Annotated in this window: 25 protein-coding genes; 6 read left to right on the forward strand and 19 right to left on the reverse strand. The window is 40.1% G+C overall.

Going from position 1 to position 23,532, the window contains the following annotated elements; genetic code table 11:
• Window positions 1–52 precede the first annotated feature (52 nt).
• The 12 genes from AUO94_RS01140 to AUO94_RS01195 form a co-directional block, all read right to left on the reverse strand.
• On the reverse strand, window positions 53–250 hold the full coding sequence (locus AUO94_RS01140; protein ID WP_058385525.1) for a YqgQ family protein: 198 nt from the start codon (window positions 248–250) through the stop codon (window positions 53–55).
• On the reverse strand, window positions 247–822 hold the full coding sequence (locus AUO94_RS01145) for a 5-formyltetrahydrofolate cyclo-ligase (RefSeq protein ID WP_058385526.1): 576 nt from the start codon (window positions 820–822) through the stop codon (window positions 247–249). Before AUO94_RS01145 ends, AUO94_RS01140 begins: the two co-directional genes overlap by 4 nt.
• Window positions 823–887: 65 nt before the next feature.
• Complete coding sequence (gene rpmG, locus AUO94_RS01150) at window positions 888–1,037, reverse strand: 50S ribosomal protein L33 (RefSeq protein ID WP_006830468.1); 150 nt, start codon at window positions 1,035–1,037, stop codon at window positions 888–890.
• 188 nt (window positions 1,038–1,225) lie between these two features.
• The gene (gene phoU / locus AUO94_RS01155) at window positions 1,226–1,885 is read right to left on the reverse strand and encodes a phosphate signaling complex protein PhoU (RefSeq protein WP_058385527.1); all 660 of its coding nucleotides are present in this window, start codon (window positions 1,883–1,885) and stop codon (window positions 1,226–1,228) included.
• Window positions 1,886–1,902: 17 nt separating this feature from the next.
• Entirely contained in the window at window positions 1,903–2,715 is an 813-nt protein-coding gene (pstB, locus tag AUO94_RS01160; RefSeq protein ID WP_058385528.1) for a phosphate ABC transporter ATP-binding protein PstB, read from the reverse strand.
• A 28-nt stretch (window positions 2,716–2,743) separates the two neighbouring features.
• On the reverse strand, window positions 2,744–3,622 hold the full coding sequence (pstA, locus tag AUO94_RS01165) for a phosphate ABC transporter permease PstA (protein ID WP_058385529.1): 879 nt from the start codon (window positions 3,620–3,622) through the stop codon (window positions 2,744–2,746).
• Between the two features lies 1 nt (window position 3,623).
• Window positions 3,624–4,550: a phosphate ABC transporter permease subunit PstC gene (gene pstC, locus AUO94_RS01170; RefSeq protein WP_058385530.1), complete on the reverse strand. Its 927-nt coding sequence runs from the start codon at window positions 4,548–4,550 to the stop codon at window positions 3,624–3,626.
• A gap of 111 nt (window positions 4,551–4,661) precedes the next feature.
• Entirely contained in the window at window positions 4,662–5,621 is a 960-nt protein-coding gene (locus tag AUO94_RS01175; protein ID WP_058385531.1) for a PstS family phosphate ABC transporter substrate-binding protein, read from the reverse strand.
• A gap of 170 nt (window positions 5,622–5,791) precedes the next feature.
• Entirely contained in the window at window positions 5,792–7,969 is a 2,178-nt protein-coding gene (locus AUO94_RS01180; protein WP_058385532.1) for a peptidoglycan D,D-transpeptidase FtsI family protein, read from the reverse strand.
• 110 nt (window positions 7,970–8,079) lie between these two features.
• Entirely contained in the window at window positions 8,080–8,688 is a 609-nt protein-coding gene (locus tag AUO94_RS01185; RefSeq protein WP_058385533.1) for a superoxide dismutase, read from the reverse strand.
• Between the two features lie 128 nt (window positions 8,689–8,816).
• Window positions 8,817–9,296 (reverse strand): DUF456 domain-containing protein, encoded by a 480-nt coding sequence (locus AUO94_RS01190; RefSeq protein ID WP_058385534.1) that lies wholly within the window; start codon window positions 9,294–9,296, stop codon window positions 8,817–8,819.
• Between the two features lie 120 nt (window positions 9,297–9,416).
• Window positions 9,417–11,048 carry a Na/Pi cotransporter family protein gene (locus AUO94_RS01195; protein WP_058385535.1) on the reverse strand — a complete coding sequence of 544 codons (1,632 nt, stop codon included), beginning with the start codon at window positions 11,046–11,048 and terminating at the stop codon, window positions 9,417–9,419.
• A 161-nt stretch (window positions 11,049–11,209) separates the two neighbouring features.
• Between AUO94_RS01195 and AUO94_RS01200 the strand changes: the two genes are divergently transcribed.
• The 3 genes from AUO94_RS01200 (at window position 11,210) to AUO94_RS01210 (ending at window position 13,646) form a co-directional block, all read left to right on the forward strand.
• Entirely contained in the window at window positions 11,210–11,740 is a 531-nt protein-coding gene (locus AUO94_RS01200; RefSeq protein WP_237150162.1) for a DUF1189 family protein, read from the forward strand.
• Between the two features lie 175 nt (window positions 11,741–11,915).
• Complete coding sequence (gene ispG / locus AUO94_RS01205; RefSeq protein WP_058385537.1) at window positions 11,916–13,043, forward strand: flavodoxin-dependent (E)-4-hydroxy-3-methylbut-2-enyl-diphosphate synthase; 1,128 nt, start codon at window positions 11,916–11,918, stop codon at window positions 13,041–13,043.
• Window positions 13,044–13,055: 12 nt separating this feature from the next.
• Complete coding sequence (locus AUO94_RS01210; protein ID WP_058385538.1) at window positions 13,056–13,646, forward strand: hypothetical protein; 591 nt, start codon at window positions 13,056–13,058, stop codon at window positions 13,644–13,646.
• A gap of 46 nt (window positions 13,647–13,692) precedes the next feature.
• Here the strand turns inward: AUO94_RS01210 and AUO94_RS01215 are convergent, their stop codons facing one another.
• The 5 genes from AUO94_RS01215 to AUO94_RS01235 all read right to left on the reverse strand — a co-directional run bounded on the left by AUO94_RS01215 (window position 13,693) and on the right by AUO94_RS01235 (window position 18,203).
• Window positions 13,693–14,103: a Fur family transcriptional regulator gene (locus tag AUO94_RS01215; protein ID WP_058385539.1), complete on the reverse strand. Its 411-nt coding sequence runs from the start codon at window positions 14,101–14,103 to the stop codon at window positions 13,693–13,695.
• Window positions 14,100–14,954 carry a metal ABC transporter permease gene (locus AUO94_RS01220; protein WP_058385540.1) on the reverse strand — a complete coding sequence of 285 codons (855 nt, stop codon included), beginning with the start codon at window positions 14,952–14,954 and terminating at the stop codon, window positions 14,100–14,102. Before AUO94_RS01220 ends, AUO94_RS01215 begins: the two co-directional genes overlap by 4 nt.
• Window positions 14,951–15,718 carry a metal ABC transporter ATP-binding protein gene (locus tag AUO94_RS01225; RefSeq protein ID WP_058385541.1) on the reverse strand — a complete coding sequence of 256 codons (768 nt, stop codon included), beginning with the start codon at window positions 15,716–15,718 and terminating at the stop codon, window positions 14,951–14,953. The genes AUO94_RS01220 and AUO94_RS01225 overlap by 4 nt, the downstream gene beginning before the upstream one ends.
• A gap of 283 nt (window positions 15,719–16,001) precedes the next feature.
• Entirely contained in the window at window positions 16,002–16,895 is an 894-nt protein-coding gene (locus AUO94_RS01230; protein WP_058385542.1) for a deoxyribonuclease IV, read from the reverse strand.
• 12 nt (window positions 16,896–16,907) lie between these two features.
• A complete protein-coding gene (locus tag AUO94_RS01235) occupies window positions 16,908–18,203 on the reverse strand; it encodes a DEAD/DEAH box helicase (protein WP_058385543.1) in 1,296 nt (431 codons plus the stop codon).
• Window positions 18,204–18,333: 130 nt separating this feature from the next.
• Between AUO94_RS01235 and AUO94_RS01240 the strand changes: the two genes are divergently transcribed.
• Window positions 18,334–19,314, forward strand: a complete 981-nt coding sequence (locus AUO94_RS01240; RefSeq protein ID WP_058385544.1) for a 4-hydroxy-3-methylbut-2-enyl diphosphate reductase — start codon at window positions 18,334–18,336, stop codon at window positions 19,312–19,314.
• Window positions 19,315–19,590: 276 nt separating this feature from the next.
• Window positions 19,591–19,779 carry a hypothetical protein gene (locus AUO94_RS01245; protein WP_156423922.1) on the forward strand — a complete coding sequence of 63 codons (189 nt, stop codon included), beginning with the start codon at window positions 19,591–19,593 and terminating at the stop codon, window positions 19,777–19,779.
• Between the two features lie 22 nt (window positions 19,780–19,801).
• On the opposite strand, the gene AUO94_RS01250 is transcribed toward AUO94_RS01245, so the two are convergent.
• Window positions 19,802–21,070, reverse strand: coding sequence for a S41 family peptidase (locus AUO94_RS01250; RefSeq protein WP_058385546.1), 1,269 nt, complete (start codon window positions 21,068–21,070; stop codon window positions 19,802–19,804).
• An 81-nt stretch (window positions 21,071–21,151) separates the two neighbouring features.
• Window positions 21,152–21,988 (reverse strand): alpha/beta fold hydrolase, encoded by an 837-nt coding sequence (locus AUO94_RS01255; RefSeq protein ID WP_058385547.1) that lies wholly within the window; start codon window positions 21,986–21,988, stop codon window positions 21,152–21,154.
• Window positions 21,989–22,455: 467 nt separating this feature from the next.
• On the opposite strand from AUO94_RS01255, the gene AUO94_RS01260 reads away from it, so the two are divergent.
• Window positions 22,456–23,277 carry a GNAT family N-acetyltransferase gene (locus AUO94_RS01260; RefSeq protein WP_058385548.1) on the forward strand — a complete coding sequence of 274 codons (822 nt, stop codon included), beginning with the start codon at window positions 22,456–22,458 and terminating at the stop codon, window positions 23,275–23,277.
• Window positions 23,278–23,532: the final 255 nt, after the last annotated feature.

A 23,532-nucleotide genomic window follows, 5' to 3' on the forward strand; every position in this document is an offset into this window, starting at 1 on the left:
AATATCCCTTATTTTAGACGACTAGAGCTAAAATAAGTTTCGTTAAACGAATTTATTTTTTATCATATTCGGATTTTTTTTGGCGTAAGATGAGCATTGCCGTTGCGTATTCTTTAGCAGTGATAAATTGCAAGCGATACAATTCTTTTATTTCTTCTTCCATCAACCCAAGGTCGGCACTGTAATCAGCCGTATAAATAATTGTCCCGTAACGTTTTAACAATTGCATCACATCATACAAGCTTTTCATCTATCCACCGCCTTCGGAGTAATAATTTTACTTTCTGTGAAAATCCTTTGAACTGGTAAATCGTGCGGTTCTACAGGTATCGACTCCGCAACCTGGCAATCGAAAGCTAAAGAACATGTAGCGCCAGAAAAACTCGCTAAGAAACGATCGTAATAACCTCCTCCAAAACCGATTCTAAAGCCTTCTTTTGAAAAAACTACACCCGGTACAATTAATAAATCAATGTCTTTAGGTTCTATGTATAGTGTTTTTGAAACGATCGGTTCCTGTAGATTCATATAGACAACTTCCAACTGGTTTTTGTGCTCAATTGCATGGAAGTCTAGTGTGCGGCTCACCCGGTGACATTTCGGCACGACTACTCGTTTACCCCTTCCCCAACATTTTTCAATCAAGTCCCATGTAGCTACTTCTGGGAATGCAGAAATTGTTATACCGATTGTTTGGGCTGCTAAAAACGCAGGGTCTTCCAGTAAACGGTCGACTATAATTGCCGACTTCTGTTTATATTCTGTTGTTGTCATTTCCTGAAGTAAACTTAGCACTTTTTTTCGTTGCGTTCTTTTATCCATAATCGCACCAGCTCCTTTAAAAAGAAAAAAGCCAAAACCCGTATTAGGTTTTGGCAATCAATGAATTACTTCGTTTCACGGTGTACTGTCATTTTCTTTTCACGTGAGCAATATTTTTTCATTTCAAGACGCTCAGGGTTGTTGCGCTTATTTTTAACAGTGCTGTAGTTACGTTCGCTACATTCTGTACAAGCTAAAGTGATGTTAACACGCATCGGTATCCCTCCTAATTCTTTCAAAGATCATTTGTAAATAAGCGTGATCTATACGACTTAATTATTATAGCATATCTCATGGTAAAGTCTACTGTAAAATCCCATTTTTATTGAACCTTTCTAAATAAACAGAAATGCCAGTAGCTTTTTGCTTTTTGCAGTCGCTATTCATAGTCGATTGGTTCTTTTTATTTGTTCAGATCGTAATGTTGTCCGCGCACCAAGTAAAACAATTGTTCAGCGATATTAGTCGCATGGTCGGCTGAGCGTTCCATATAGCGGCTGATAAATGCCAATTGTGTAATTTGGCCAAGCTTGTCTGGGTTTTCGCCACCTGCTTGTATCAATTTACGAATTACATCCCCGTATAATTCATCTACTTGGTCATCTAATTCAGCAATTTCTTTCGCTTTAACGATATCTTCTTCGACAAACGCATCAATCACTTGATGCAACATTGCAACCGCTAACTTCTGCATTTGCTGAATTTGCGCTATTTGAGGCAATAATGGTTGATTGCCAATGCGAATTGTTTCTTTAGCAATATTTACTGCATAATCACCGACACGTTCCATATCTGACGCCACTTTTATCGTAACGATTAACCGCCTTAAATCGGTAGCAACTGGCGATTGCTTTGCAATCAATAAAATGACACGGTCATTAATAAACTCTTCTAACTGGTTGATATCCTTATCGTCTTCAATCACTTCGAGTGCCGCATCCACATCTTGCGTCATAAGTGCATCCATTGATTTATTTAACGCCTTTACCGCCATCGTACTCAACGACACCAATTCTTCTTGCGCGGTATTTAATTCGAATTCGAATTTTTCACGTACTGACAAAAATTCCACCTCCTCTTTTAGCCGAATCGGCCTGAAATGTAATCTTCCGTTCGTTTATCGGAAGGATTTGAAAAAATCGTATCTGTGTGATCATATTCAATCACTTCTCCGTTTAAAAAGAATGCTGTCTTATCTGAAATCCGCGCCGCTTGTTGCATATTATGCGTCACAATAATAATGCTATAGTCTTTTTTCAGTTCTTGAACCAACTCTTCGACTTTTAACGTGGAAATGGGATCTAAAGCTGATGTCGGCTCATCCATTAAAATAACGTCAGGTTCAATCGCCAAAGCACGTGCGATGCAAATTCGTTGCTGTTGTCCACCTGAAATGCTATACGCATTGTCGTTCAAGCGATCTTTTACTTCTTCCCAGATAGCCGCTCCACGTAAACTTTTTTCAACAATTTCATCAAGTATTTTTTTATTTTTAATGCCATGGATACGAGGACCGTAGGCAATATTATCATAAATTGATTTTGGAAATGGATTGGGTTTTTGAAAAACCATGCCCACGCGAGTCCGCAACTCTTCGACGCCGTAATCTTGATCGAAAATATTACGTCCCCTATAAAGAATTTCTCCAGACGTCTTCACTGAAGGCACTAATTCAACCATGCGGTTTAAGGTTTTAAGGTAAGTTGATTTGCCACATCCCGAAGGTCCGATAATAGCAGTAACTTCATTTTCCTTAATTTCTAAATCAATATTTTTTAAGGCATGATTGTTGCCATACCAAAGATTTAGTTGATTGGTTTCATAAACAGCTTTTTTTGCAATCTCAGTTGATCTTGTCTCTGTCACTGTTTTTTTCGTCATAATAGTAGTCATCAGTAGAACCCCTCCCACATCATTAACATTAATAGCGTTTATCAAATTTATTGCGGATAATAACTGCGATGGAATTCATAAACAACAGAACTGCCATCAACACCATAATTCCTGCAGCTGCCACAGTTTGAAATTCTTGCTGCGGTCGACTTGACCAATCATAAATCTGCATAGGCAGCGCTGTAAAAGTATCCATAACACCAGCTGGCAAAAATTGAATAATAACTGGCACACCAATAACAATCAATGGCGCTGTTTCTCCTATGGCACGTGATAATGCTAAAATACTGCCTGTTAAGATGCCGGGGATAGCCGCTGGCAAAATAATTTTGACGATAGTCTGCCATTTTGTAGCGCCCATACCGTACGATGCATCTCTAAGTTCACCTGGAACTGAGCGAATTGCTTCTTGTGAAGCTACGACAATGACTGGCAAAATCAATAGGCTCATCGTAAAGCCTGCCGCTAAAATACTATTTCCTAGTGCCATAGCACGAACAAATATCGTCAGTCCAAGCAAACCAAATACCACTGATGGAACTCCCGCTAAATTGGAAATGTTCATTCGAATAAAACTGGTAATGCGGTTTTGTTTTGCGTATTCTTCAAGGTAGATAGCAGAGCCAACACCTAAAATAATAGAAGTCGGAGCGACGACGACCATTAACCATAACGAGCCGATGAGTGCCGCTTTAATCCCCGCTTTTTCCGGGAACCGCGAAGCGAAGTTAGTTAAAAATTCAATCGATAGATGCCCTGCTCCTTGCGTGACAATCCGGTAAAGCAAAATAACCAATGCCAATAATGCCAGTAAAGTTGCAGCTAAGAAGATGACTTTGAAAATACGGTTAACAAGCAATCTGCCATTCATTCGCTTTATAACTTGCTGGTGTTCAATATATCTCATCTTAATATTCCTCCCTGAAACGTTTTGAGACGTAGCCGGCAAGGACATTCATCATCATTGTAAAGACAAATAATGTAAATCCAACTGCATAGATGGAATAGTAGATAGTTGTGCCATATCCCGCGTCCCCTTTTGATACTTGGACAATGTATGCGGTCATGGTCTGTATGGATCCGGTAAAGTCCCCATCGAATCTGGGTGTTGATCCTGCGGCAAGCGAAACGATCATCGTTTCTCCAATGGCTCTCGATACGGCAAGAACCACAGATGCAATGATCCCTGAAAGAGCAGCCGGCACAGTAATTTTCCAAGCGACTTCAAATTTTGTCGACCCCATTGCCAAAGCGCCTTCTCGTATACTTTTCGGTACAGCAGACATGGCGTCTTCTGACAAGGAAGCGATCATCGGAATAATCATAATACCGACAACAATTCCGGGTGAAATTGCATTAAAAATCTTAATTTCTGGAAATACCGATTGAAGAATAGGTGTTACAAATGTTAGCGCAAAAAATCCATAAACAATTGTTGGAACACCGGCCAATACTTCAAGAATTGGTTTTAAGACACGCCGAACATTTTCGCTAGCGTATTCACTCAAATAAATAGCAGCTGCAATTCCGATTGGCACCGCCACTACAGTTGCGATTAACGTAACTTTCAAGGTTCCAACAATTAAAGGGAGAATCCCAAATTGTGCATCTTTATTTGAAAACGGTAGCCACGTAGTCCCAAAAATAAAGTCAAAAAATGGTACACGCGTGAAAAATGTTATCGTTTCAACAATTAATGTTAAAACGATTCCAATAGACGTCAAAACGGATACTGACGCAATTAAGAACAGTATAATTGGAATGATTTTTTCAATTATTTTTTTGTTTTTCTTGCCATTTGACCGTGCGATCATTTCTTGTACAGATGGTCGCATATAAAATCCCCTTTCAACCGCGAAAGGTGAGCAGTGGCTGCTCACCCGTAACTTAAACTATATAAATGTATCAACCTGTTGATATTCCTTGCTTATTCAGACAGTTATTACTTATTTTAAAGCTTCTAAATCAGCTAATCCTTTATCGTACGCTTCTTGTGGCAACGCAACATAACCGACTGCTTCTGCCATAGCTCCAGCGTTTTCTAACGTATACTTCATGAAATCATATGCCGCATCGCTATCTGCAAGTGCTGCATTGTTCGCATAGGTGAATAGTGGACGCGATAGCGGCGCATAGTCTCCTGATTCGATTGTTTCGTTAGTTGGTTCAACACCATCAATTGAAACGACTTTCAATGTATCTTGGTTAGCTACGTAATAGGCATAGCCAAAAAATCCGATGGCATTTGGATCCGCTTGAATCCCTTGTACCAATGTGTTGTCATCTTCCGAAAGAGTTGCTGAGCTGACCAAGTCTTCGTCTTCAAGAATGACTTCATTGAAATAATCGTAAGTTCCTGAATCTGTTCCTGGCGCATAGAAGACGACTTCTTCCTCTGGCCATTCTGGGTTGATGTCAGACCATTTTTTCGTTGTGCCATCTTCTACCCAAAGTTTTTTCAAATCTTCTACTGTCAAATCTTCTACCCAGTCATTTTCTTGACTGACAACAACTGATAGCCCATCAAAAGCCAATTGAAATTCTGTATAGTCAATGCCTGCTTCTTGAAGACTCGCTATTTCTTCTTCTTTTATAGGTCGAGAGGCGTTAGAGAAATCTGTTTCGCCTTGAATGAATTTTTCAAATCCGCCACCAGTACCCGATGTACCAACTGTTACTTTGACGTCTGGCTGAGCTCCAGCATATTCTTCCACAATGCCTTCCATAATGGGTGCGACTGTAGAGGATCCGTCACCTGCTACGGTTCCTTCAGCAACTGCCTCATCTCCAGCTGTTTCTGAACTGGTTTCTCCTGTTTCTGTACCGGCATCTGTGCTGCCACAAGCACCAAGAATTAAAGCTGATCCAAGAATTGTTGAAGCCATTGCGAATTTCCAGTTTCTCATTACATTATGTCCCCCTATGTGTTTGTGTTTGTATTTGTTTACATTCTCTACTATAGAGAAGGATTGTTGAGAACATATAAAGGCTATGTTAAGAAATTGTAAATTGAGCGCACTACAGAAAAAGCCCTAAAGAGCATTCTCTTTTAGAGAAATTTCTTCAGGGCTTTACTTTATTCGCCTTCTACAACAACTGAATCGCTATAAGGCTCTTTTATTACATTAGATGCTGCTTGCGCTTCTTTGTTTTTTAACTCAAAATACTTATCTGCTGCCGCACGGGCAATTTCGTTGTTTGCTTTTGGTACATTGTTTGGGTCTGTTGTAACGTACGGAATCACTACAGCGTAAGCAATTTCCGGATTTTCATAAGGTGCATAGCCAACATGTGCAATATTAATTGCGTATTCGCCATTCATTTCATGATCTTTTTCATGGAAATAAACTTCGGCTGTTCCGGTTTTTCCGGCAGCGCTATACGGTGCATCACTAAATTGAGCACGTGCCGATCCTGAACTTCCAATATACACATTACGCATACCGGTTTGAACCTGTTCTATTTCTTCTTGTGTGTTATTAATGCGGTTCAAGGTTTTTGGTTCGATAATCGTTTCAATCGGCCCCAGCTGTTCACCATCTCTAGAAGCTTCGCGTATTTCCTTAACAACGTGAGGTTCCATCCGGTAACCATCATTCGCAATTGTTGAAATGTACTGCGCTAGCTGTAGCGGTGTGTACGTATCAAACTGACCAATTGCTAAATCGAGCAGTTTGGGACCAGGAGAAGTCCCACCCATATAGCCCGTTGCTTCATTTGGCAGATCGATACCTGTTTTAACACCCAGTCCGAATTGCGCAAACGAATTACGCATTGTGGCGAAACTTTCCGGAGCTATATACAAACCGCGGTTGTATTGATACTCTGCTCCTGCAATTTTCAAGGCAATCTTAAACATGTATACGTTAGAAGAACGCTCGATGGCCATTAAATCACTAATTGGGATACGATTAAATAATCGTGTGTTGAAAATAGAATTTTTTTGAGGCGTGCTGGCAAACTTCAAAGGCTCATCTATTTGAACTTCATTTAATTCGACTGCTCCCTCAGAATAACCCGTCAGCAGTGTTGCCCCTTTTACCGTAGAACCCATTTCATGAGAGGCTGTAAATGTGCCGAAAGCATAGTCATAAACAGCTTGGTTGCCATTTTCATCTTCACCTAAACGTTTCCCGACCATTGATAATACTTCTCCGGTCTGTGGATCCATCATAACTAAATACGCATCTTTGACCAATTTCGAGCTCGGCCCAGCTTTTAATTGCAACAATTTATTTTCAACTATTTTTTCAAGTTCACTTTGCAGCTCGCTGTCAATCGATAAAACCAGGTCTTTTCCAGCTTTCCCTTCATCCACAGGTAAGGTTTCGATAACACTGCCTTGACCATCTGTCACATTTTTGACGACTGATTTCTGACCTTGCAGTACCGCTTCATACTGCTGCTCTAAAAAGCTAGTGCCCACGCGATCATTGCGAGAGTAGTCGCGTGCCAAATAATAATCTAGTTTAGTGGCAGGTATTCCCGTTTCCGGAGTTGTCGTACTTCCCAAAATCGTCAAATCACTTGATTTCACTCGTTTCCAGTCTGTTACGGTATTGACTCCTTTTAACTTAGGGTCAGTTAAACGCTCTGAAACACGTGCAAATTCTTCATCTGTCACACCTTCATTTTTGATCATCTGAGGCGTCAGTGCGTACCCCGAAGTCATTTCACGGTAGATAGCCAATACTTCTAAGTCTTCTGCACTTAAACTGGCTAACTCTTTATCAGTGATCTTCTCTCTAATCAATGCGTCAAGCGCCTGCTGCTTTTCTTTTTCTGGAATGTCTTGTGCTGCAATTGCCTCTTTTTCTTTATCCGTTACTTTTTTTGTCGCACTTTCGGTATTTAACTGTATATAGAAATCCTGCTTGTCCCGTAGCGTCACTTTGTTATCATCTTTTTCGATCAACCTAGCTAATTCCCTTGCCACAATCATCATTTCTTCTCTCTTGGTCGTCTGCATTGCCGTATAGGTAATCGCATTAACCGGTGTATTTCCGACTTGAATCCGTCCTTCGCTATCAAAAATACGTCCTCTTGGAACACTTGTATTGACAGGAACTTCTTCAGTTCTTGCGATTGCACGCGCATAGTCTTCTCCTTTGACAATTTGAAGAAATCCTAAACGCAGAATCAATATGGAAAACAATAAGAAGATGGTGAAGAACAGGACATTCATTCGAAAGGCTGTATTGGACTGCAATTTCACTCTTGCAAGTGAAATCCGTCTTTTTTGAGGCGGTTTCATGAGCTATATGCTCCTTTCGCAAAAATATCCATTTACCAGTATATCATTACATCAAAAAAACACACACTTTTTCAGACGAAAAAGTGTGTGTAAGGTTTCAATTATAATTTTTATTTTGCTGTTTCGTAACGAGTTGAAACTTCTTCCCAGTTTACTACATTCCAGAATGCGTTGATATAATCTGGGCGTTTGTTCTGGTATTTCAAGTAATAAGCATGCTCCCAAACATCAAGTCCAAGCAATGGCGTTTGACCGTCCATTATTGGAGAGTCTTGGTTTGGTGTAGAAACCACTTCTAGTTCTCCGTTTGAAAGAACAAGCCAAGCCCAGCCAGAACCAAAACGAGTTTTACCAGCTGCTGCGAATTTTTCTTTAAATTCGTCAAAGCTACCAAATTTGCTATTGATCGCTTCGCCTAGCGAACCTGTAGGGTTGCCACCACCGTTTGGAGATAACAACTTCCAAAATAATGAGTGGTTCGCGTGTCCACCGCCGTTGTTGCGGACAGCTGTACGGATGGATTCAGGAACTGCATCTAAATCAGCGATTAGTTCTTCCACCGTTTTTGAAGCAAGATCTTCGTGGCCTTCAAGAGCCGCATTTACGTTTGTGATATAAGTATTGTGGTGTTTCGTATGGTGAATATTCATCGTTTCTTTGTCGATGTGTGGTTCAAGTGCGTCATACGCGTAAGGTAATTCTGGTAATTCATATGCCATGATTAAATTCCTCCTTGAGTCTATTGGTCTACCTTCTTAGCGTATCAAAATTTCTAGAGCGTTACAAACATAATGCATATTTAATCCATTTATTCAGACCTTTGACTGAATCATATTGATTTGCTCAGTTAAATTGTAAAAAAGAAGATGACAATCATGACAATTTGGATAATGCCTTTAGTAAAGACCGACGTAATAAATCCGACTACTGAGCCAACTCCAGACATGAACGACTTTTTCAAAGTTGATTTATTGAATAAGATTTCCGCAATAATTGCTCCAAGAAAAGGCCCAATTAAAATACCCACAATCGGAATAATGAACGGACCAACAATTAAACCAATCGTACTGCCCCAAAGTCCCGCTCTTGAGCCACCGAATTTTTTCACACCAAAGGCATTGGCAATGGCGTCCGCCCCAAATAATAAAATCACAAACAAACTCTGAATCGCCCAAAACCACCAAGGTAAATCGCTGAAACTAAAAAACAAGCCGTACATAACAAAGCCCCCAAAGATAAACAGGACTGCGGGAATAATTGGATAAACTAACCCAATAAAACCAATTACAAAACTTAATAGGATCACAATCCAGCCGATGATTTCCATCCGTATTCCTCCCTATAATAAAAGCTCTCTTCCATCGTGCCCTACATTTTTTAAAATGTAAAGCAAGAGGAAAAGAGCTTCTATTAGTCAGCACTATGTGGGCACTTCCGCTTTTCTTCGTTAAGCGCGGTTGCCTAAAATGGCTTCTGCAATATTAACTGCATGGTCTCCGATTCGTTCAAGGTTGCTGACAATATCGACAAAGACAATTCCGGCTTGTGCTGTACATGTTCCTGCATTCAAACGCAAGATATGCTTCTTCCGGAATTTGCGTTCCATTTTATCGATCAAGTCTTCTTGTTCAGCTACTTCGCGAGCTAATTCATGGCTTGTTGTATTTAACGCCTCAAGCGCTTTTTGAACAGTGGCAATGGTTAACGTAAACATTTCGGTTAAATCTTCCATCGCGCTTTCTGTGATTTTTACTTTGTTGTTTTCCTGATAGTCAACCAATTCGATGATGTTTTCGAAATGATCCCCGATTCGTTCAATATCTCGAACCGTTTCCATCAGCATCGTGTGCCGTGTAGAATCAGCAGCTGAAATAGATTCTGCTGAAATCAACACTAAGTAATCTGTGATTTTAGCATCCAGATTATTAATGGCGTCTTCCAACTGATAACCCATTTCTGCGTTTTTCTTACTTTTCGTCATTAAGTATTTATATGTCTCCTGTAAACCTTGAACCGAATATTCACCCATACGTAAAATTTCTTCTTTTGCTTGTCCTAATGCAATAGAAGGAGATTGCTCGATAAAATGGATATCCAAGTGTTTTGGTTTAAATTCAATCAATACTTCTTCTCCTGGAATCGCTTTTGTAACGAGATAAGCCCAGGCACCTATTAATGGAAATTGAATAATCGTGTTTGCTACGTTAAATGAACCGTGTGCAAAAGCAATCTGCATCTTCGGCTCTAATGCTAGGATGCCAGAGATCCATTCTACATAAGCAGTAAACGGTATTAACAAAATCAAGAAAATGACCGATCCAACAATATTGAACAAAACATGGACTGCTGCTGCACGACGAGCTGCTATTGACGTACCCAGTGCTGCAAGAACAGCCGTAATCGTCGTTCCAATGTTATCACCGAATAGAACTGGTAGTGATGCAGCTAACGATAAAATGTTCTCATCATAAAGTCCTTGAAGAATCGCTACTGTCCCACTTGAACTCTGAACAATCAACGTGAAGACTGTTCCAACCACAACTCCAAGAATCGGGAATTCGCTCAAACTGACTGTTAAATCGATAAAAGCTGGTAATTCTCGTAGTGGCTTCATGCCGCCACTCATTAATTCCATACCGTAGAAAAGACCACCAAAACCGAAAATGACCTGTCCAATGTTCTGAATTTTATTTTTCTTGATGAAGAAAATCATCGCCGCTCCGATTGCCATAATCGGTAAAGCGTACTCTCCAACATCTAGGCCAATAATGAAGGCTGTGACAGTGGTACCAATATTTGCTCCCATAATGACACCAATCGCCTGTCTCAACGTCATAAATCCAGCACTTACTAATCCAACTACAATTACAGTTGTACCAGAACTCGATTGAATCAGGATCGTAACGATAATTCCGACTAGAACACCCATGAATGGATTGGTTGTAAAACGATCCAAAATGTCACGAAGTTTATCGCCAGCTGCTTTTTGCAAAGCATCCCCCATAAACTTAATTGAAAATAAGAAAATTCCTAGTCCACCGAAAAAGGAAAAGAAGATTTCTTGCCAGTTCATTTCCACGATACTTATTCAACTCCTAAATTTCATATTCACACCTAACCTATTATGCGTAGTTTACTAATAATTTGTAAACACCTTTATGTAAAATTTACATTCCCGTAACAAAGCGACCTTTTTTCTTCCTTTCTACATGGTACGATTATTATATAAATGAAAGGAAGATGATTTTGAACCTATACCAATTATTCAAAGCGAGCTTAATGGAACCAAAAAGGCAAGCTGCCGTCCGTATTATGACTATCGGGAAAATTATGCAGTTTATTTTCATCTTTATTGCTTTTTTAACAGTCATTGCTTTTATCGAATTGATTTCCAGTTTAGACGTTGCTACTAGTAACTTAGACGGACTTGTAGAGTTTGTTGAGGAAATTGAATGGCTGCTTTATCCATTTGCTGTCATCTCTTTGTTTGTCTCTACGACCATTTATCATTTCGTTAAAATTAGTTTGTTCGCATTGATTGCTTTAGTAATTTTAAATGCCAGAAAACGGCGCGGTGAATATCGCCATTTATGGCGCACTACAGCTCTTAGTGTCACAGTTCCGACATTACTAGCATTTGCCTTAAGTTTTTTAGACTTAGGATTTAGCGTTTCCCTGTTGACCAGCTTATTAACCGTCCTCTATTTGTATTTGGCTATCGGTTACTACCCCAAAAAACCGCCTATCCAAAAAGCGCAATCTAAGGCTTGAGTTTTTGTAAAGACCTTAATAACTAACCGTCTTTCTTGTCTTTTAGAGCGCTACACTGCTAAAATGGCTATAGGTAATAGAAGAGAGCCTGCAAATTTCGGTTAATCCATCATTTATAGGACAAAGACATGTGAGCCGCAAGAATAGGCCACCATTAAAAAGGAGAGATTTTTTCATGAGCGAAATGACACACCGTTCAAAAACACGCCCCGTAAAAGTCGGAGATTTAACGATCGGCGGTAGTAATGAATTATTCATACAAAGTATGGCAACGACTAAAACGCATGATGTGGAAGCAACAGTTGCAGAAATTCTGCGACTTGAAGAAGCAGGATGCCAAATCGTCCGCGTGGCATGTCCTGACGAACGTGCGGCTTACGCAATCGGTGCCATTAAAGAGCGCATTAACATTCCTTTAGTAGTAGATATTCATTTTGATTATAAATTGGCTTTGATTGCCATTGAACAAGGTGCAGACAAAATCCGCATCAACCCAGGGAACATCGGACGTCGCGAAAAAGTAGAAGCTGTTGTGAATGCCGCAAAAGCAAAAGGCATTCCAATTCGGATCGGTGTTAACGCAGGATCACTAGAACGTAAAATTCTAGAGAAATACGGCTACCCAACGGCTGAAGGTATGGTCGAAAGTGCACTTCACCACATTAAAATTTTAGAAGACTTGGATTTCCACGATATTATTGTTTCTTTAAAAGCTTCAGATGTTAGCTTAGCTGTTGAAGCATATGAACTTGCTTCAAAAGCGTTTGACTATCCATTGCACTTAGGAATTACAGAATCAGGCACATTATTCTCAGGCACAGTGAAAAGTGCGGCGGGTCTTGGGGCATTATTTGCAAAAGGCATCGGTAACACCCTTCGCGTGTCGCTTAGTGCCGATCCTGTCGAGGAAGTTAAAGTAGCACGTGAAATGCTGAAAATCTTCGGTCTTTCTTCAAATGCTGCGACACTTATTTCTTGTCCGACATGCGGACGCATTGAAATTGACTTGATCTCCATTGCAAACGAAGTGGAAGAATACATCTCTCATATTAAAGCACCCTTAAAAGTAGCTGTGTTGGGCTGTGCAGTTAACGGTCCTGGTGAAGCTCGTGAAGCCGACATTGGGATTGCTGGCGCTCGCGGAGAAGGCTTACTATTTATGCATGGTAAAACTGTCCGTAAAGTTCCTGAAGCCACGATGGTTGAAGAACTGAAAATCGAAATCGATAAATTAGCGGAAGCTTATTTCGAAAAACAAGCAGCTGAAAAAGCGCAAAAAGAATTAGAACAACAACAAGTATAAGGTTGTGAATAGATGAGATACCGTTTTGGAATAGATATTGATGGAACCGTGACTTCTCCAACGTCATTACTTCCTCATATAAACGAACAATTTAACAGTGCGCTGACGTTGGACGATATTAAAGAGTACGATTTGACTGCGGCTCTCCCCCATTTGACACAGGGTGAATTCTATTCCTGGTTCCGTAGTTCTGAGCCAAAAATCTATGCAGCTTCTCCTGTTTCTGAAAATGCCAAGCAGATTTTAAATGACTGGAAAGACCAATACGAACTGTATTATATTTCTGCTAGGGGCGATAATGTTCGCGACGTTACTGTTGATTGGTTTGCAGAGCACGCGATTGCTTACGATCACATTGAATTGATTGGTTCACATAAGAAAATCGAAACTGCAAGACGCCATAATGTTCACTTGTTCTTCGAAGACAAACATGATAATGCTGTCGAAATCGCTGAAGAGCTAAGCATTCCTGTTTTGCTGTTTGATACACCTTATAATCGTCAAGCGATTCCGAGCAATGTTATACGGGTTACTAACTGGCTCGAGGCAAATGAATGGGTCAAAAATGAATTCAGCACTCAAAAAGTCTTGAGTGGCAAATAATTTGTTGAAACGAATAAAAGCGAGAGTGGAAAATCCACTCTCGCTTTTATTTACATTCCGGACATTTTCCGTATATTTCAAACTTATGATTGGCAATCTCATATGCCGGTAAAGCCGCTCCAACCAAATCCATTGGGCAGACTGGAATTTCTTTTATTTTTCCGCAATCCATGCAGATAAAATGATGGTGGTGGTGATCGCTTTCACATTGCATGCGAAAATGGCGTTCACCCGATAGTTCTGTTTCTTCTAATATGCCAAGTGACACAAATGTCGCTAAATTGCGATATACCGTATCGTAACTCATGCTCGGATAGTCTTTTTGCATGACGTCTAGCAAATCTCGTGCCGTCAAATAACGTTCATCATTAGCAAACAATTCCAGAATCTGGTTACGCTTAGAAGTTTCTTTAAAGCCTTTTTCTTTAAGAACCTGCCATGCAGTCGTTAAGTTCATGCAATCGCTCCTTTTTTATATAAAACCATGATTTTTTTATAAGCAAGAACTAGTAGCAACAGGAAAATAGAAGTTACGACAATCGTGCCGCCTGGTGCCAAATCAAAATAAAAGGCTGTTACTAGACCTGTGATGACTGAAATCTCCCCAAAAACGATAGATAGAATGATTGTCTGTTTAAAGCTTTTCGTTACACGCATTGCCGTAGCCACCGGAATCGTCATTAGAGATGAGACAAGTAAAATCCCGACAATACGCATAGATCCCGCAATGACCAATGCCGTAACAATCATAAACATAAAATGAATCCATTTTGCAGGTAACCCGGAAGCTCTAGCATATTCGTCATCGAAAGACAAAACAAATAATTCCTTAAAGAAAAGATAAATAAAGGCTAATACAACTAGTGCAACTCCTGCTACAATCAACAAATCTTCTCTGCTAACTGCTGAAACTGAGCCAAATAAATAACCAAACAAATCATTTGAGAAACCTTGTGCTAACGAGATGAAGATGGCACCAAAGCCAATACCAGCCGATAAAATAATGGGAATTGCTAATTCTTCATAATGCTTATAGAGACTTCTCAAGCGTTCAATCAGTACCGAACCGGCGACTGAAGCTGCAATACCGAGAAATAAAGGATTTAACAAGGCGAGTGAAGCGACACTTTGACTCAAATATAAGCTTCCTGCGATGCCAGCTAGTGTTACATGGCTTAAAGCGTCTGCAATGAGCGATAATCTACGGACAACAATAAAGACACCAAGAAGAGGTGCGATTACTCCGATAATTAATCCAGCCGCAAAGGCATTTTGTAAGAATTCGTAGGACAATATGGCTTCAATCATGCGTGACTTCCTCCGATATGGTGAATTTTGCGAACAGAATGACCGTACCATGCTTCACGCTGTTCATCACTCATCGTGTGTAGCTGTTCTTTAAAGCCATGGAAATGGATGGTTTGATTCAAACAAGCGACATGGGTAATGCGATCTGTTACCGTATCTACATCATGGGTAACCAAAACCATTGTAATATGTTTGTCACGGTTGAGTTTAGCCAACATGTCATAAAATGATTGGACATTCTGGTGATCTACACCAACAGTTGGTTCATCGAGGATTAGAATTTTTGGCTTTGCTACTAGCGCTCGTGCGATAAAAATCCGCTGCTGCTGGCCACCCGATAATTCACTGATGCTTCTATCAATAAAATCAGCCATACCAACCGCCTCTAATGCTTCTGCGACTTGTTCATGAGTGGATTTTGGTAACCGGTGAAACAAACCGGTCTTCTTTGCAAGTCCACCTGCCACAACTTCTTTTACAATTGCCGGAAATCCTGAATTAAACGAATTGGACTTCTGAGATACATATCCGATCCATTCACGTTTCTTAAATTTTTTTGCATCTTCACCGAAAAGTTCAATTTTCCCTGCAGTCGGCTTGATTAGCCCTAGCATGATTTTCAATAATGTCGACTTACCTGAGCCGTTAGGACCCAAAATCGCCAAAAAATCGCCTTCTTCTACTGTCATAGAAATATTATGAAGTGCTTTTGTTTGCTCATATTCAAAACTGATATTTTTAATGTCAATTAATGGCGCAGCCATTGTGCCGCCTCTTTTCTAATTAATAATGATTACGATTTACATTAGAAAAGTATAGTAGAGTTCACTACTAATGTAAATGGATTAGACTTAAATAACTTGAGTGCAACCGTACAAATAAAGCTTCTCCTATGTAGTAAATATGATTTTTAAATTTACGAGTCATCGATTTTGCAAAAATCACATGACTCGTTTAGTTAGCTGACCGTCATTTCGCATACTTTCATCATAAAAAATGAAGACAGTCCCCGATTGCAGGGACTGCCTTCAACTATAACTGATTTCCTTATAAAGGAGATTTCAATTCCTCGATCACGCCTGGTGAAAAGATACCCGCCCTAAACATTTCAATTTCAAATGCATATGGTGCTTTTTTATTTTTAGCATCTAATCCGACGTAAGGCGTTTCAAGGATTTTAGGGACGTGCATCAAATCAGGATGATGAACAATGCCATTTAACGCATCAAATCCGATTTCACCAAAGCCAATGTTTTCGTGGCGGTCTTTACTTGCGCCTCGAACATTTTTACTGTCATTGATGTGCAGTACTTGAAGGCGGTCGACCCCAACAATACGGTCGAACTCTTCTAATACGCCGTTAAAATCTTCTTTGATGTTATAGCCGGCATCATGTGTATGACACGTATCAAAGCATACAGATAGGCGTTCGTTATGTGTCACACCATTAATGATTGCAGCAATTTCCTCAAAACTGCGACCACATTCTGTGCCTTTACCAGCCATCGTCTCAAGTGCGATATTGACTGGATAATCCTGCGTTAATACCTCATTCAAACCTTCGATAATTTTAGCAATACCGGCATCTGCTCCAGCTCCGACGTGAGCACCTGGGTGCAAGACAATTTGTTTTGCACCCAGTGCTGCAGTGCGTTCAATTTCTTTTTGAAGAAATTCCACGCCCAGTTCGAAGGTTTCAGGCTTTTGGGTATTGCCTAAATTGATAATATACGGGGCATGAACCACAATATTCGTTAAATTATTGGCAGCCATATGCGCAAAACCTGCGTCGATATTCAATTCTTCAATTGGCTTGCGACGTGTGTTTTGAGGTGCACCGGTATAAATCATAAAAGTTGTAGCTCCGTAAGAAGCCGCTTCTTCGCTTGCGCCAAGTAGCATTTTCTTACCGCTCATCGAGACGTGAGATCCTAGTAACATGAAACTATCTCCTTACTTTTTGCGATTTTTACGTCGTTCCATTTTTTTGATTTCGTCCATTTTCCACTTCATCTTCTTCTTGTACATCGGTCTTACTTTTTTCGGCTTATGAACCATTGTTTTTGCTTTGGCATCGGCTGCGTCTGTCTTTTTAATGCGCGTTGTCCGGCTGTGACGTTCTTTTAAATCAACGAATTCGCCTTTCACAATATCTTTTTGTTGGAACGGAATGCCCATTTTCTCAATACGAACAATCGCATCGTCTTCCTCTGGCTTGAATAGCGTAATTGCTAGCCCCTTCATCCCAGCGCGAGCTGTACGGCCCACACGGTGAATAAAGAACTCCAGGTCTTCCGGCAATTCGTAGTTGATTACGTGGCTGACGCCTTGAATATCAATTCCACGTGCAGCAAGATCTGTCGCTACGATGTATTGATACTCCAAGTCGCGAATTTGACGCATCATTTTGACGCGTTCACGCGGTGCCAAGTCGCCGTGTACACGCCCAACACGAATGCCTTCTTTTGCTAATTGATCGGCAACATAATCGGCGTTTGTACGAGTATTAACAAAGATGATCGCTAAATAAGGGTTGATGACTTTCATCACATCTTGCAAGCGCTCCATTTTCTTCTTACTACGAACAGGGACCAAGTAAAAGTCTAACCCTTCTGCAGTTGGACGTTTATCGCCAATTTTGACATGAACTGGTGATTCCATGTATTTTTTTAAGAACGGTTTTAACTTTTCTGGAATTGTTGCTGAAAAGACATACATTTCCAGGTCTTCTTTCATCTTTCCAGCAACTTGGTCAATTTCTTCGATAAAGCCAAGATCAAAAGCTAAGTCTGCTTCATCAATTACAAGGATTTTACCTGTGTGTACCAACAATGCGTTTTCTTTCACCAAGTCTCTTAACCGACCAGGAGTTCCGACTACGATATGGGGCTGTGTTTTTAATTTGTTAATTGAACGCTGCTTGTCTGTCCCACCGATAAACGATTTTACTTCTATGCCAGATCCAATAACTAGTTTTTGCAACTCATTAAAGATCTGCATTGCAAGTTCACGCGTCGGTGCTGAGATTACCGCCTGCACTTCCTGTTTGCTGACGTCGATACGTTCTACAATTGGGATAATAAAACTATGCGTTTTTCCAGTTCCTGTATGGGATTGGCCAATTGCACTTGTGCCTTTCAATATATGGGGCATCATTTCCTGTTGAATCTTTGTCGGTTCTGTAAACCCGAGTTTTTCTACCGCTTCTAATAGGAACGGTTTGAATGGATATTCGTTGAATTTTGTCATGGGATTAAATTCCCTCCTTACGCTCTAGACATTATAGCATAAAACCGTCTGTTTACGCGATGCAACTTTTGTAAAGCTGTGCCGTCTCCGTTATAATGAATATATGATTTTGAAAGGAGCGCGGTACTTGATGAAAGTTATGAAAATATCGCCAAGAGGATATTGTTACGGAGTGGTCGATGCCATGGTTATCGCAAAGAACGCTGCGATGGATGAAAGTTTACCACGTCCCATTTATATACTAGGAATGATTGTTCACAATAAACATGTCACAGACGCTTTCGAACAAGATGGCATCATTACTTTAGATGGTACTAATCGTCTTGAAATTTTAGAAAAAGTAGAAAGCGGTACGGTTATTTTTACAGCACACGGTGTTTCTCCACAAGTACGTGAGTTAGCAAGACGGAAAGGCTTGGTATCGATCGATGCGACTTGCCCAGACGTGACTGTTACACACGACTTGATTCGTGAGAAAACGGCTGATGGCTACCAAATCGTTTATATCGGAAAAAGTGGACATCCTGAACCAGAAGGTGCCATTGGTGTTGCACCTGACATGGTTCACTTAGTTGAAAGTGTCGAAGACGTTAATCGTCTAGAACTCGATTCCGAAAAAATTATTGTCACGAACCAAACAACGATGAGTCAATGGGATGTTGTGGACATGATGGAACGCTTAAAAGAAAAATTCCCGCACTCTGAAGTTCACAAGGAAATTTGCTTGGCCACGCAAGTTCGCCAAGAAGCAGTCGCACAACAAGCTGGCGATACCGATTTGTTAATCGTCATTGGGGATCCAATGAGCAATAACTCAAATCGTTTAGCGCAAGTATCACAAGACATTGCTGGAACTCCTGCATACCGTATTTCCGATATCTCTGAACTCAAATTGGAATGGCTAGAAGGTGTTGAAACGGTAGGTATCACAGCAGGTGCTTCCACGCCAACACCAATCGTTAAAGAAGTGATGAAGTTCTTGGATCTCTATGACCCAGCAGACCCAAGTACGCATGAACTAACTCGTTCTGTACCGCTCAATAAAATTTTACCGAAAATTAAGCATCCAAAACCATCGGATCGCATTGAGCCTTATCCAGTGGGCGAATAAGTAAAAGCTGTCACAAAAGTTAAAACCTAACTTTTGTGACAGCTTTTCTTTATGTCTTGCAGTATTCAATTCTAAAGGCATGCGCCAAATACTTTACTCCACTTATCATTTATGGTTATTACAGACGAAAAAACGATTTGAATCGGTTCTTTGTTTCACTTTCCTGTCCAAATAGCTTTCTTTATTCTTATTTATTCAGTTATACATATTTTTATCTTTGATATATAATCAAATCATTACAGTTAGAACAAGTAGATAATTCAGGAGGCAGAGGAATTGATGAATTATTTCGCTATTGCATTAGCAACTTTAGGGTTGAGCATCATTATTTTCTTTATCTTAGGAGGACTTGGCTTTACAGACTATGTGGATGGTCTAATCATGGCCGTAGGATTAATTATCGTCATTTTACTATCCATCATTATGAGTTTATTAATAAAGGTTGATAGAAAACTCAAGAATTGATAACCAAAAATCTCAATTACCCTTACGTCTTTGATGAAAGGTATTTCAACGCTTTGTCCAAGTCTACATCAATTCTTACATGCTCCGATGTCCAAGGAATATGTGTATGAGGTGGTATGCCGACTCCGGTCATGCCTTCATTGGCATCAACTCTAGAGAGACGGGAAGTCGGGTACAGCAATTCAAAACCTTCTTCCCAATCTTTACAGACAAGGTTCGCATAATCATTCAACCCCATGGTGGGTCTTCCCATCACATGCACCTTTCTAGATTTTTTGCAGGTCTCTACAAACGATTCGCCCGCACTTCCGCAACTATTGTCTGTCAGTACGACAATCGATTTGGGTTGAGTGGTTCCTTTGATGACAGTTTCCGGCATAATATCCTCAAAATTGAATTCCACAAACCCCTTGCCTTTATTTTTCGTCCACTCTCGTTCGAATACGCTTAAAAATTGCTGGGCATTGTCATCTTCTGTTTCTGCACGTTGTTTAACAATCATCGCTAATTCCCGTTCCGTATTTGCAAGGGTACAATTGAAATGCATCTGTTCGTCACCTGCTGCCAGATCCACTCCTTCTTCTGGCATGATAAATGGTAAGAAAGGGAAATAGCTCCCATCGCTCCCCCCGTAATTGACGCGCACATCAATAATCCAAGCATCCGCATTTTCCAGAAGACTTTGATTTTCTTTGATCATCTTAACAATGGCGTCGGGATTCATAAAATCTGTCATCGTCAGTAAAATCGCCTTGTCTAATTGCTGGACCGAATAGGTGGCCACATAGCCCTCTTTAGCATAAGTTTCGAATGAAAACCTTTGCTTCTCGCCTATTTCAGTTTCAATTTCACCAAAATCATAAAGAGAAAAAATCAAATTCCAGTTTTCACGTTCTGGATGATTTTCATTCAGCAGACGCGAATGCTTTTCTTTTAGTTCCGGGATTGTATAGCCCCCAATTGACGTAAAAGCCATTCCTTTCGAAACGCGATTCTCCTGGAATACTGTAGTCACGTATAGCTGATCTTCAAAGCGCCTAACCCGAAATCCCCTATCTTTTCTAATCTCCTCATTTATCCCCTTACTAGCAAAATGAATATGCTGATCCTTAAAATCTAGCAAGTACTCTTTGACCAGTTCTGTGAATTGAGCTTTATTCAGCCTTCCCTGATTTTCTAAATCTCTCAAGTTCCCAAGGTAATAATCGGGGTTGTCCCAACCTTGTTTATCTTTCCATCCCGCATAGTCGTGCTGCATAATATGGACGATTTCAGTAAATAGGCGTTCCATAATTCTCCCCCTTGTAATTTTCATCACGGATTGAGGTTCCATGAAGTCAGCTCGTTATTTGGTAACTCTTTCTTTTATCCTCTATTTAAGCGTTCCTCTAACAAATTCTTGGAATTTAATTTCTTCTTCCGAAAAGGGATTGTGATTGCTTTCTTCAAAAATCGTGAACTTGGCATTTGGAATCAATTCGGCAATTTCCTCTCCGAACTTTAACGGACATTGTGCATCATATTTTCCTGAGTAAATATAACTTGGAATATGTATTTCTTTCAGTTCTTCTCTGATATCGAATGTCGGATATTCCATCTTGCTGAAATAATCCAAACGTGAACCGACAATTTTACCGCTATTTGGTTTTTTCATCGATTCTTTCAATTTTTCTTCTGATTGGTATGACATCAAGGCCCATTCGTAACTGATTGCCTGGCGTACTTCAACTGGAGTTGATGGTGCATTCAATAGGTCCATAATTTCAACAATTCGATTGAAATTTGGATTCTTTCTACAATAGATGCTGTTTTCATCTTTTCCGTATTCGTAACTTGCTGCAGCTCCCCCTGCAATTATTTTTGTCAGCGATGCTTGATGGATAATAGCGTATTTTAATGCCAGCATCCCGCCTGTTGAATGCCCGGCAAACGCCCACTTTTTATCGCCTAAGGCTTTTCTGATGGCCTCTAAATCGCTCACTGTTTCCTCCATGCCATATTCATCAGGTGTTGCTGCTTTTACAGAATGTCCAGCTCCACGAAGGTTAATCAAATAGACATGATAATAGTCGGTAAAGGGATCAGCCAGCAAATTTCCCTTCTGATTGAACTCGCTGTAAAGGTGAGTAATGGCTAATGGCTCACCCTCCCCTTTTTCAAAGATTTCAAAGCTTCTCCGATCTGTTTCGACGATGCGCTCTTTCCACATTTTCCATCTCCTACTTTCTGATTTTTCTTTATACCCTCATCCAATCATACAATATATGTAAAATGAAAAATACGATAATTACGAATATTTCACTTTTAAATTCAATTTATCACGTGTGTCGATTAATCAACAAATGACAGACTATTCCTGCTGAGCGCAAAATGCTCGTGCAGAAATGTCGTCAGGGCATCCCGCCAAATCAGCGGCAGCGCACCGGTCAATTGCGTATGCTGAAAGGCCAGAAGTGACAAAGCTGGCAATTGAATTGTCGATTTTGTCTTTTGATAGGGCCACCGCATGAGCACATAAGCAATCAATGCCGTAAACAATTGGTTGTAGACGGCGTTGGGTGTTGTGGCTTATATGATTAAAATCAAAATGGAAGATATCGGCTTGCTTCTCATTTGAGAATATGAGAAAATTTTTGATAGTGAATATTCAAAAAACAGTTTATTGAGGAGACTTAAATGTTAACAACAAGACAACTGAACGAGATAGAACAACTTCAAAAAGAAGTCGAAGCATATGATGTACTCGAATTAAAATTAAATTGGGAAATGCTTCGATCAAGAGATTCTAAACAACTTGATTTTTTCCATTATGAAAGTAATAAACTAATCGCTTTTATCGGATTGTATTCGTTTGGTTCGACTGTTGAAGTAACGGGAATGGTAAAACCGACAGAGCGTCGCAAAGGACATTTCACAAAGCTATTTGAAGAAGCGATGACTTCAGTACAGCAAATTGGGTATAAGAAAGTTTTGTTGAATACACCAGCCCGTGCTAAAGCAGCTCAGGATTTCCTGAAGAATCAAGGAGCCCTCTACAAATTTTCAGAACATCAAATGCAATGGGAACCACAGCCTCTTACTGCTTCAACCGGTTTCATATTACGTCAAGCTGAAAGTACAGATTTAAAAATGAGAATCCGACTGGATGTGGAGGCATTCGATATATCCCTAGAGGATGCTACGGCAATGGAGAGCAGACTCAGCGGAGAGCAAGATACAGAAATGCTGATGATTGATGTAAACAACGAGACCATCGGAAAAATCCGGATACAAAGAAGAGATAGCCAAGCATGGATTTATGGATTTTCAATTCTTCCCGAGTATCAAGGTAGAGGAATAGGACGCAAAGTACTACAACACACCGTTAAACAACAAAGTGAAGCAGGCTACTCGATTCATCTTGACGTGGAAACAAAGAATGCTCATGCCTTAAGATTGTACGAAGCAATCGGCTTTGTAGTTAAGCATGCACAAGATTACTATGTGTATCAAAAGTAATTACCAGAGTGCTCTAAACATGTTATGTTTTGGAGTATTCTTTTTTGTGTAGTAAAACTTCAGAAGTTAAAGGATAGGTAAAGAGTAAGCAGCGGAAAAGGTGGAGCGCTTGAGATATTCAAGTGTTTTTTGATTACCCATAGTTAGTCTTAGTAGAATCAGTTTTCTAATGTAATTATTAAAAGGCGTTCGTAAAATTAGAAAAACATTTAACGAATGAACGCAATTCAACTAAACTTATAAGGCAACTCTATC

Source organism: Planococcus kocurii, from assembly GCF_001465835.2.
Taxonomy (GTDB): domain Bacteria; phylum Bacillota; class Bacilli; order Bacillales_A; family Planococcaceae; genus Planococcus; species Planococcus kocurii.

Excerpts from the sequence above, each read along its gene's own strand:
- AUO94_RS01235 (WP_058385543.1), bottom strand. The coding sequence starts at position 18,203 with ATGACAAAATTCAACGAATATCCATTCAAACCGTTCCTATTAGAAGCG.
- AUO94_RS01230 (WP_058385542.1), bottom strand. The coding sequence starts at position 16,895 with ATGTTACTAGGATCTCACGTCTCGATGAGCGGTAAGAAAATGCTACTT.
- pstC (WP_058385530.1), bottom strand. The coding sequence starts at position 4,550 with ATGCGACCATCTGTACAAGAAATGATCGCACGGTCAAATGGCAAGAAA.
- AUO94_RS01250 (WP_058385546.1), bottom strand. The coding sequence starts at position 21,070 with ATGGAACGCCTATTTACTGAAATCGTCCATATTATGCAGCACGACTAT.
- AUO94_RS01260 (WP_058385548.1), top strand. The coding sequence starts at position 22,456 with ATGTTAACAACAAGACAACTGAACGAGATAGAACAACTTCAAAAAGAA.
- pstB (WP_058385528.1), bottom strand. The coding sequence starts at position 2,715 with ATGACTACTATTATGACGAAAAAAACAGTGACAGAGACAAGATCAACT.
- AUO94_RS01140 (WP_058385525.1), bottom strand. The coding sequence starts at position 250 with ATGAAAAGCTTGTATGATGTGATGCAATTGTTAAAACGTTACGGGACA.
- AUO94_RS01225 (WP_058385541.1), bottom strand. The coding sequence starts at position 15,718 with ATGGCTGCGCCATTAATTGACATTAAAAATATCAGTTTTGAATATGAG.
- AUO94_RS01240 (WP_058385544.1), top strand. The coding sequence starts at position 18,334 with ATGAAAGTTATGAAAATATCGCCAAGAGGATATTGTTACGGAGTGGTC.
- AUO94_RS01220 (WP_058385540.1), bottom strand. The coding sequence starts at position 14,954 with ATGATTGAAGCCATATTGTCCTACGAATTCTTACAAAATGCCTTTGCG.
- AUO94_RS01185 (WP_058385533.1), bottom strand. The coding sequence starts at position 8,688 with ATGGCATATGAATTACCAGAATTACCTTACGCGTATGACGCACTTGAA.
- ispG (WP_058385537.1), top strand. The coding sequence starts at position 11,916 with ATGAGCGAAATGACACACCGTTCAAAAACACGCCCCGTAAAAGTCGGA.
- AUO94_RS01175 (WP_058385531.1), bottom strand. The coding sequence starts at position 5,621 with ATGAGAAACTGGAAATTCGCAATGGCTTCAACAATTCTTGGATCAGCT.
- AUO94_RS01215 (WP_058385539.1), bottom strand. The coding sequence starts at position 14,103 with ATGAACTTAACGACTGCATGGCAGGTTCTTAAAGAAAAAGGCTTTAAA.
- AUO94_RS01255 (WP_058385547.1), bottom strand. The coding sequence starts at position 21,988 with ATGTGGAAAGAGCGCATCGTCGAAACAGATCGGAGAAGCTTTGAAATC.
- pstA (WP_058385529.1), bottom strand. The coding sequence starts at position 3,622 with ATGAGATATATTGAACACCAGCAAGTTATAAAGCGAATGAATGGCAGA.
- AUO94_RS01200 (WP_237150162.1), top strand. The coding sequence starts at position 11,210 with ATGATTTTGAACCTATACCAATTATTCAAAGCGAGCTTAATGGAACCA.
- AUO94_RS01180 (WP_058385532.1), bottom strand. The coding sequence starts at position 7,969 with ATGAAACCGCCTCAAAAAAGACGGATTTCACTTGCAAGAGTGAAATTG.
- AUO94_RS01145 (WP_058385526.1), bottom strand. The coding sequence starts at position 822 with ATGGATAAAAGAACGCAACGAAAAAAAGTGCTAAGTTTACTTCAGGAA.
- AUO94_RS01210 (WP_058385538.1), top strand. The coding sequence starts at position 13,056 with ATGAGATACCGTTTTGGAATAGATATTGATGGAACCGTGACTTCTCCA.
- rpmG (WP_006830468.1), bottom strand. The coding sequence starts at position 1,037 with ATGCGTGTTAACATCACTTTAGCTTGTACAGAATGTAGCGAACGTAAC.
- AUO94_RS01190 (WP_058385534.1), bottom strand. The coding sequence starts at position 9,296 with ATGGAAATCATCGGCTGGATTGTGATCCTATTAAGTTTTGTAATTGGT.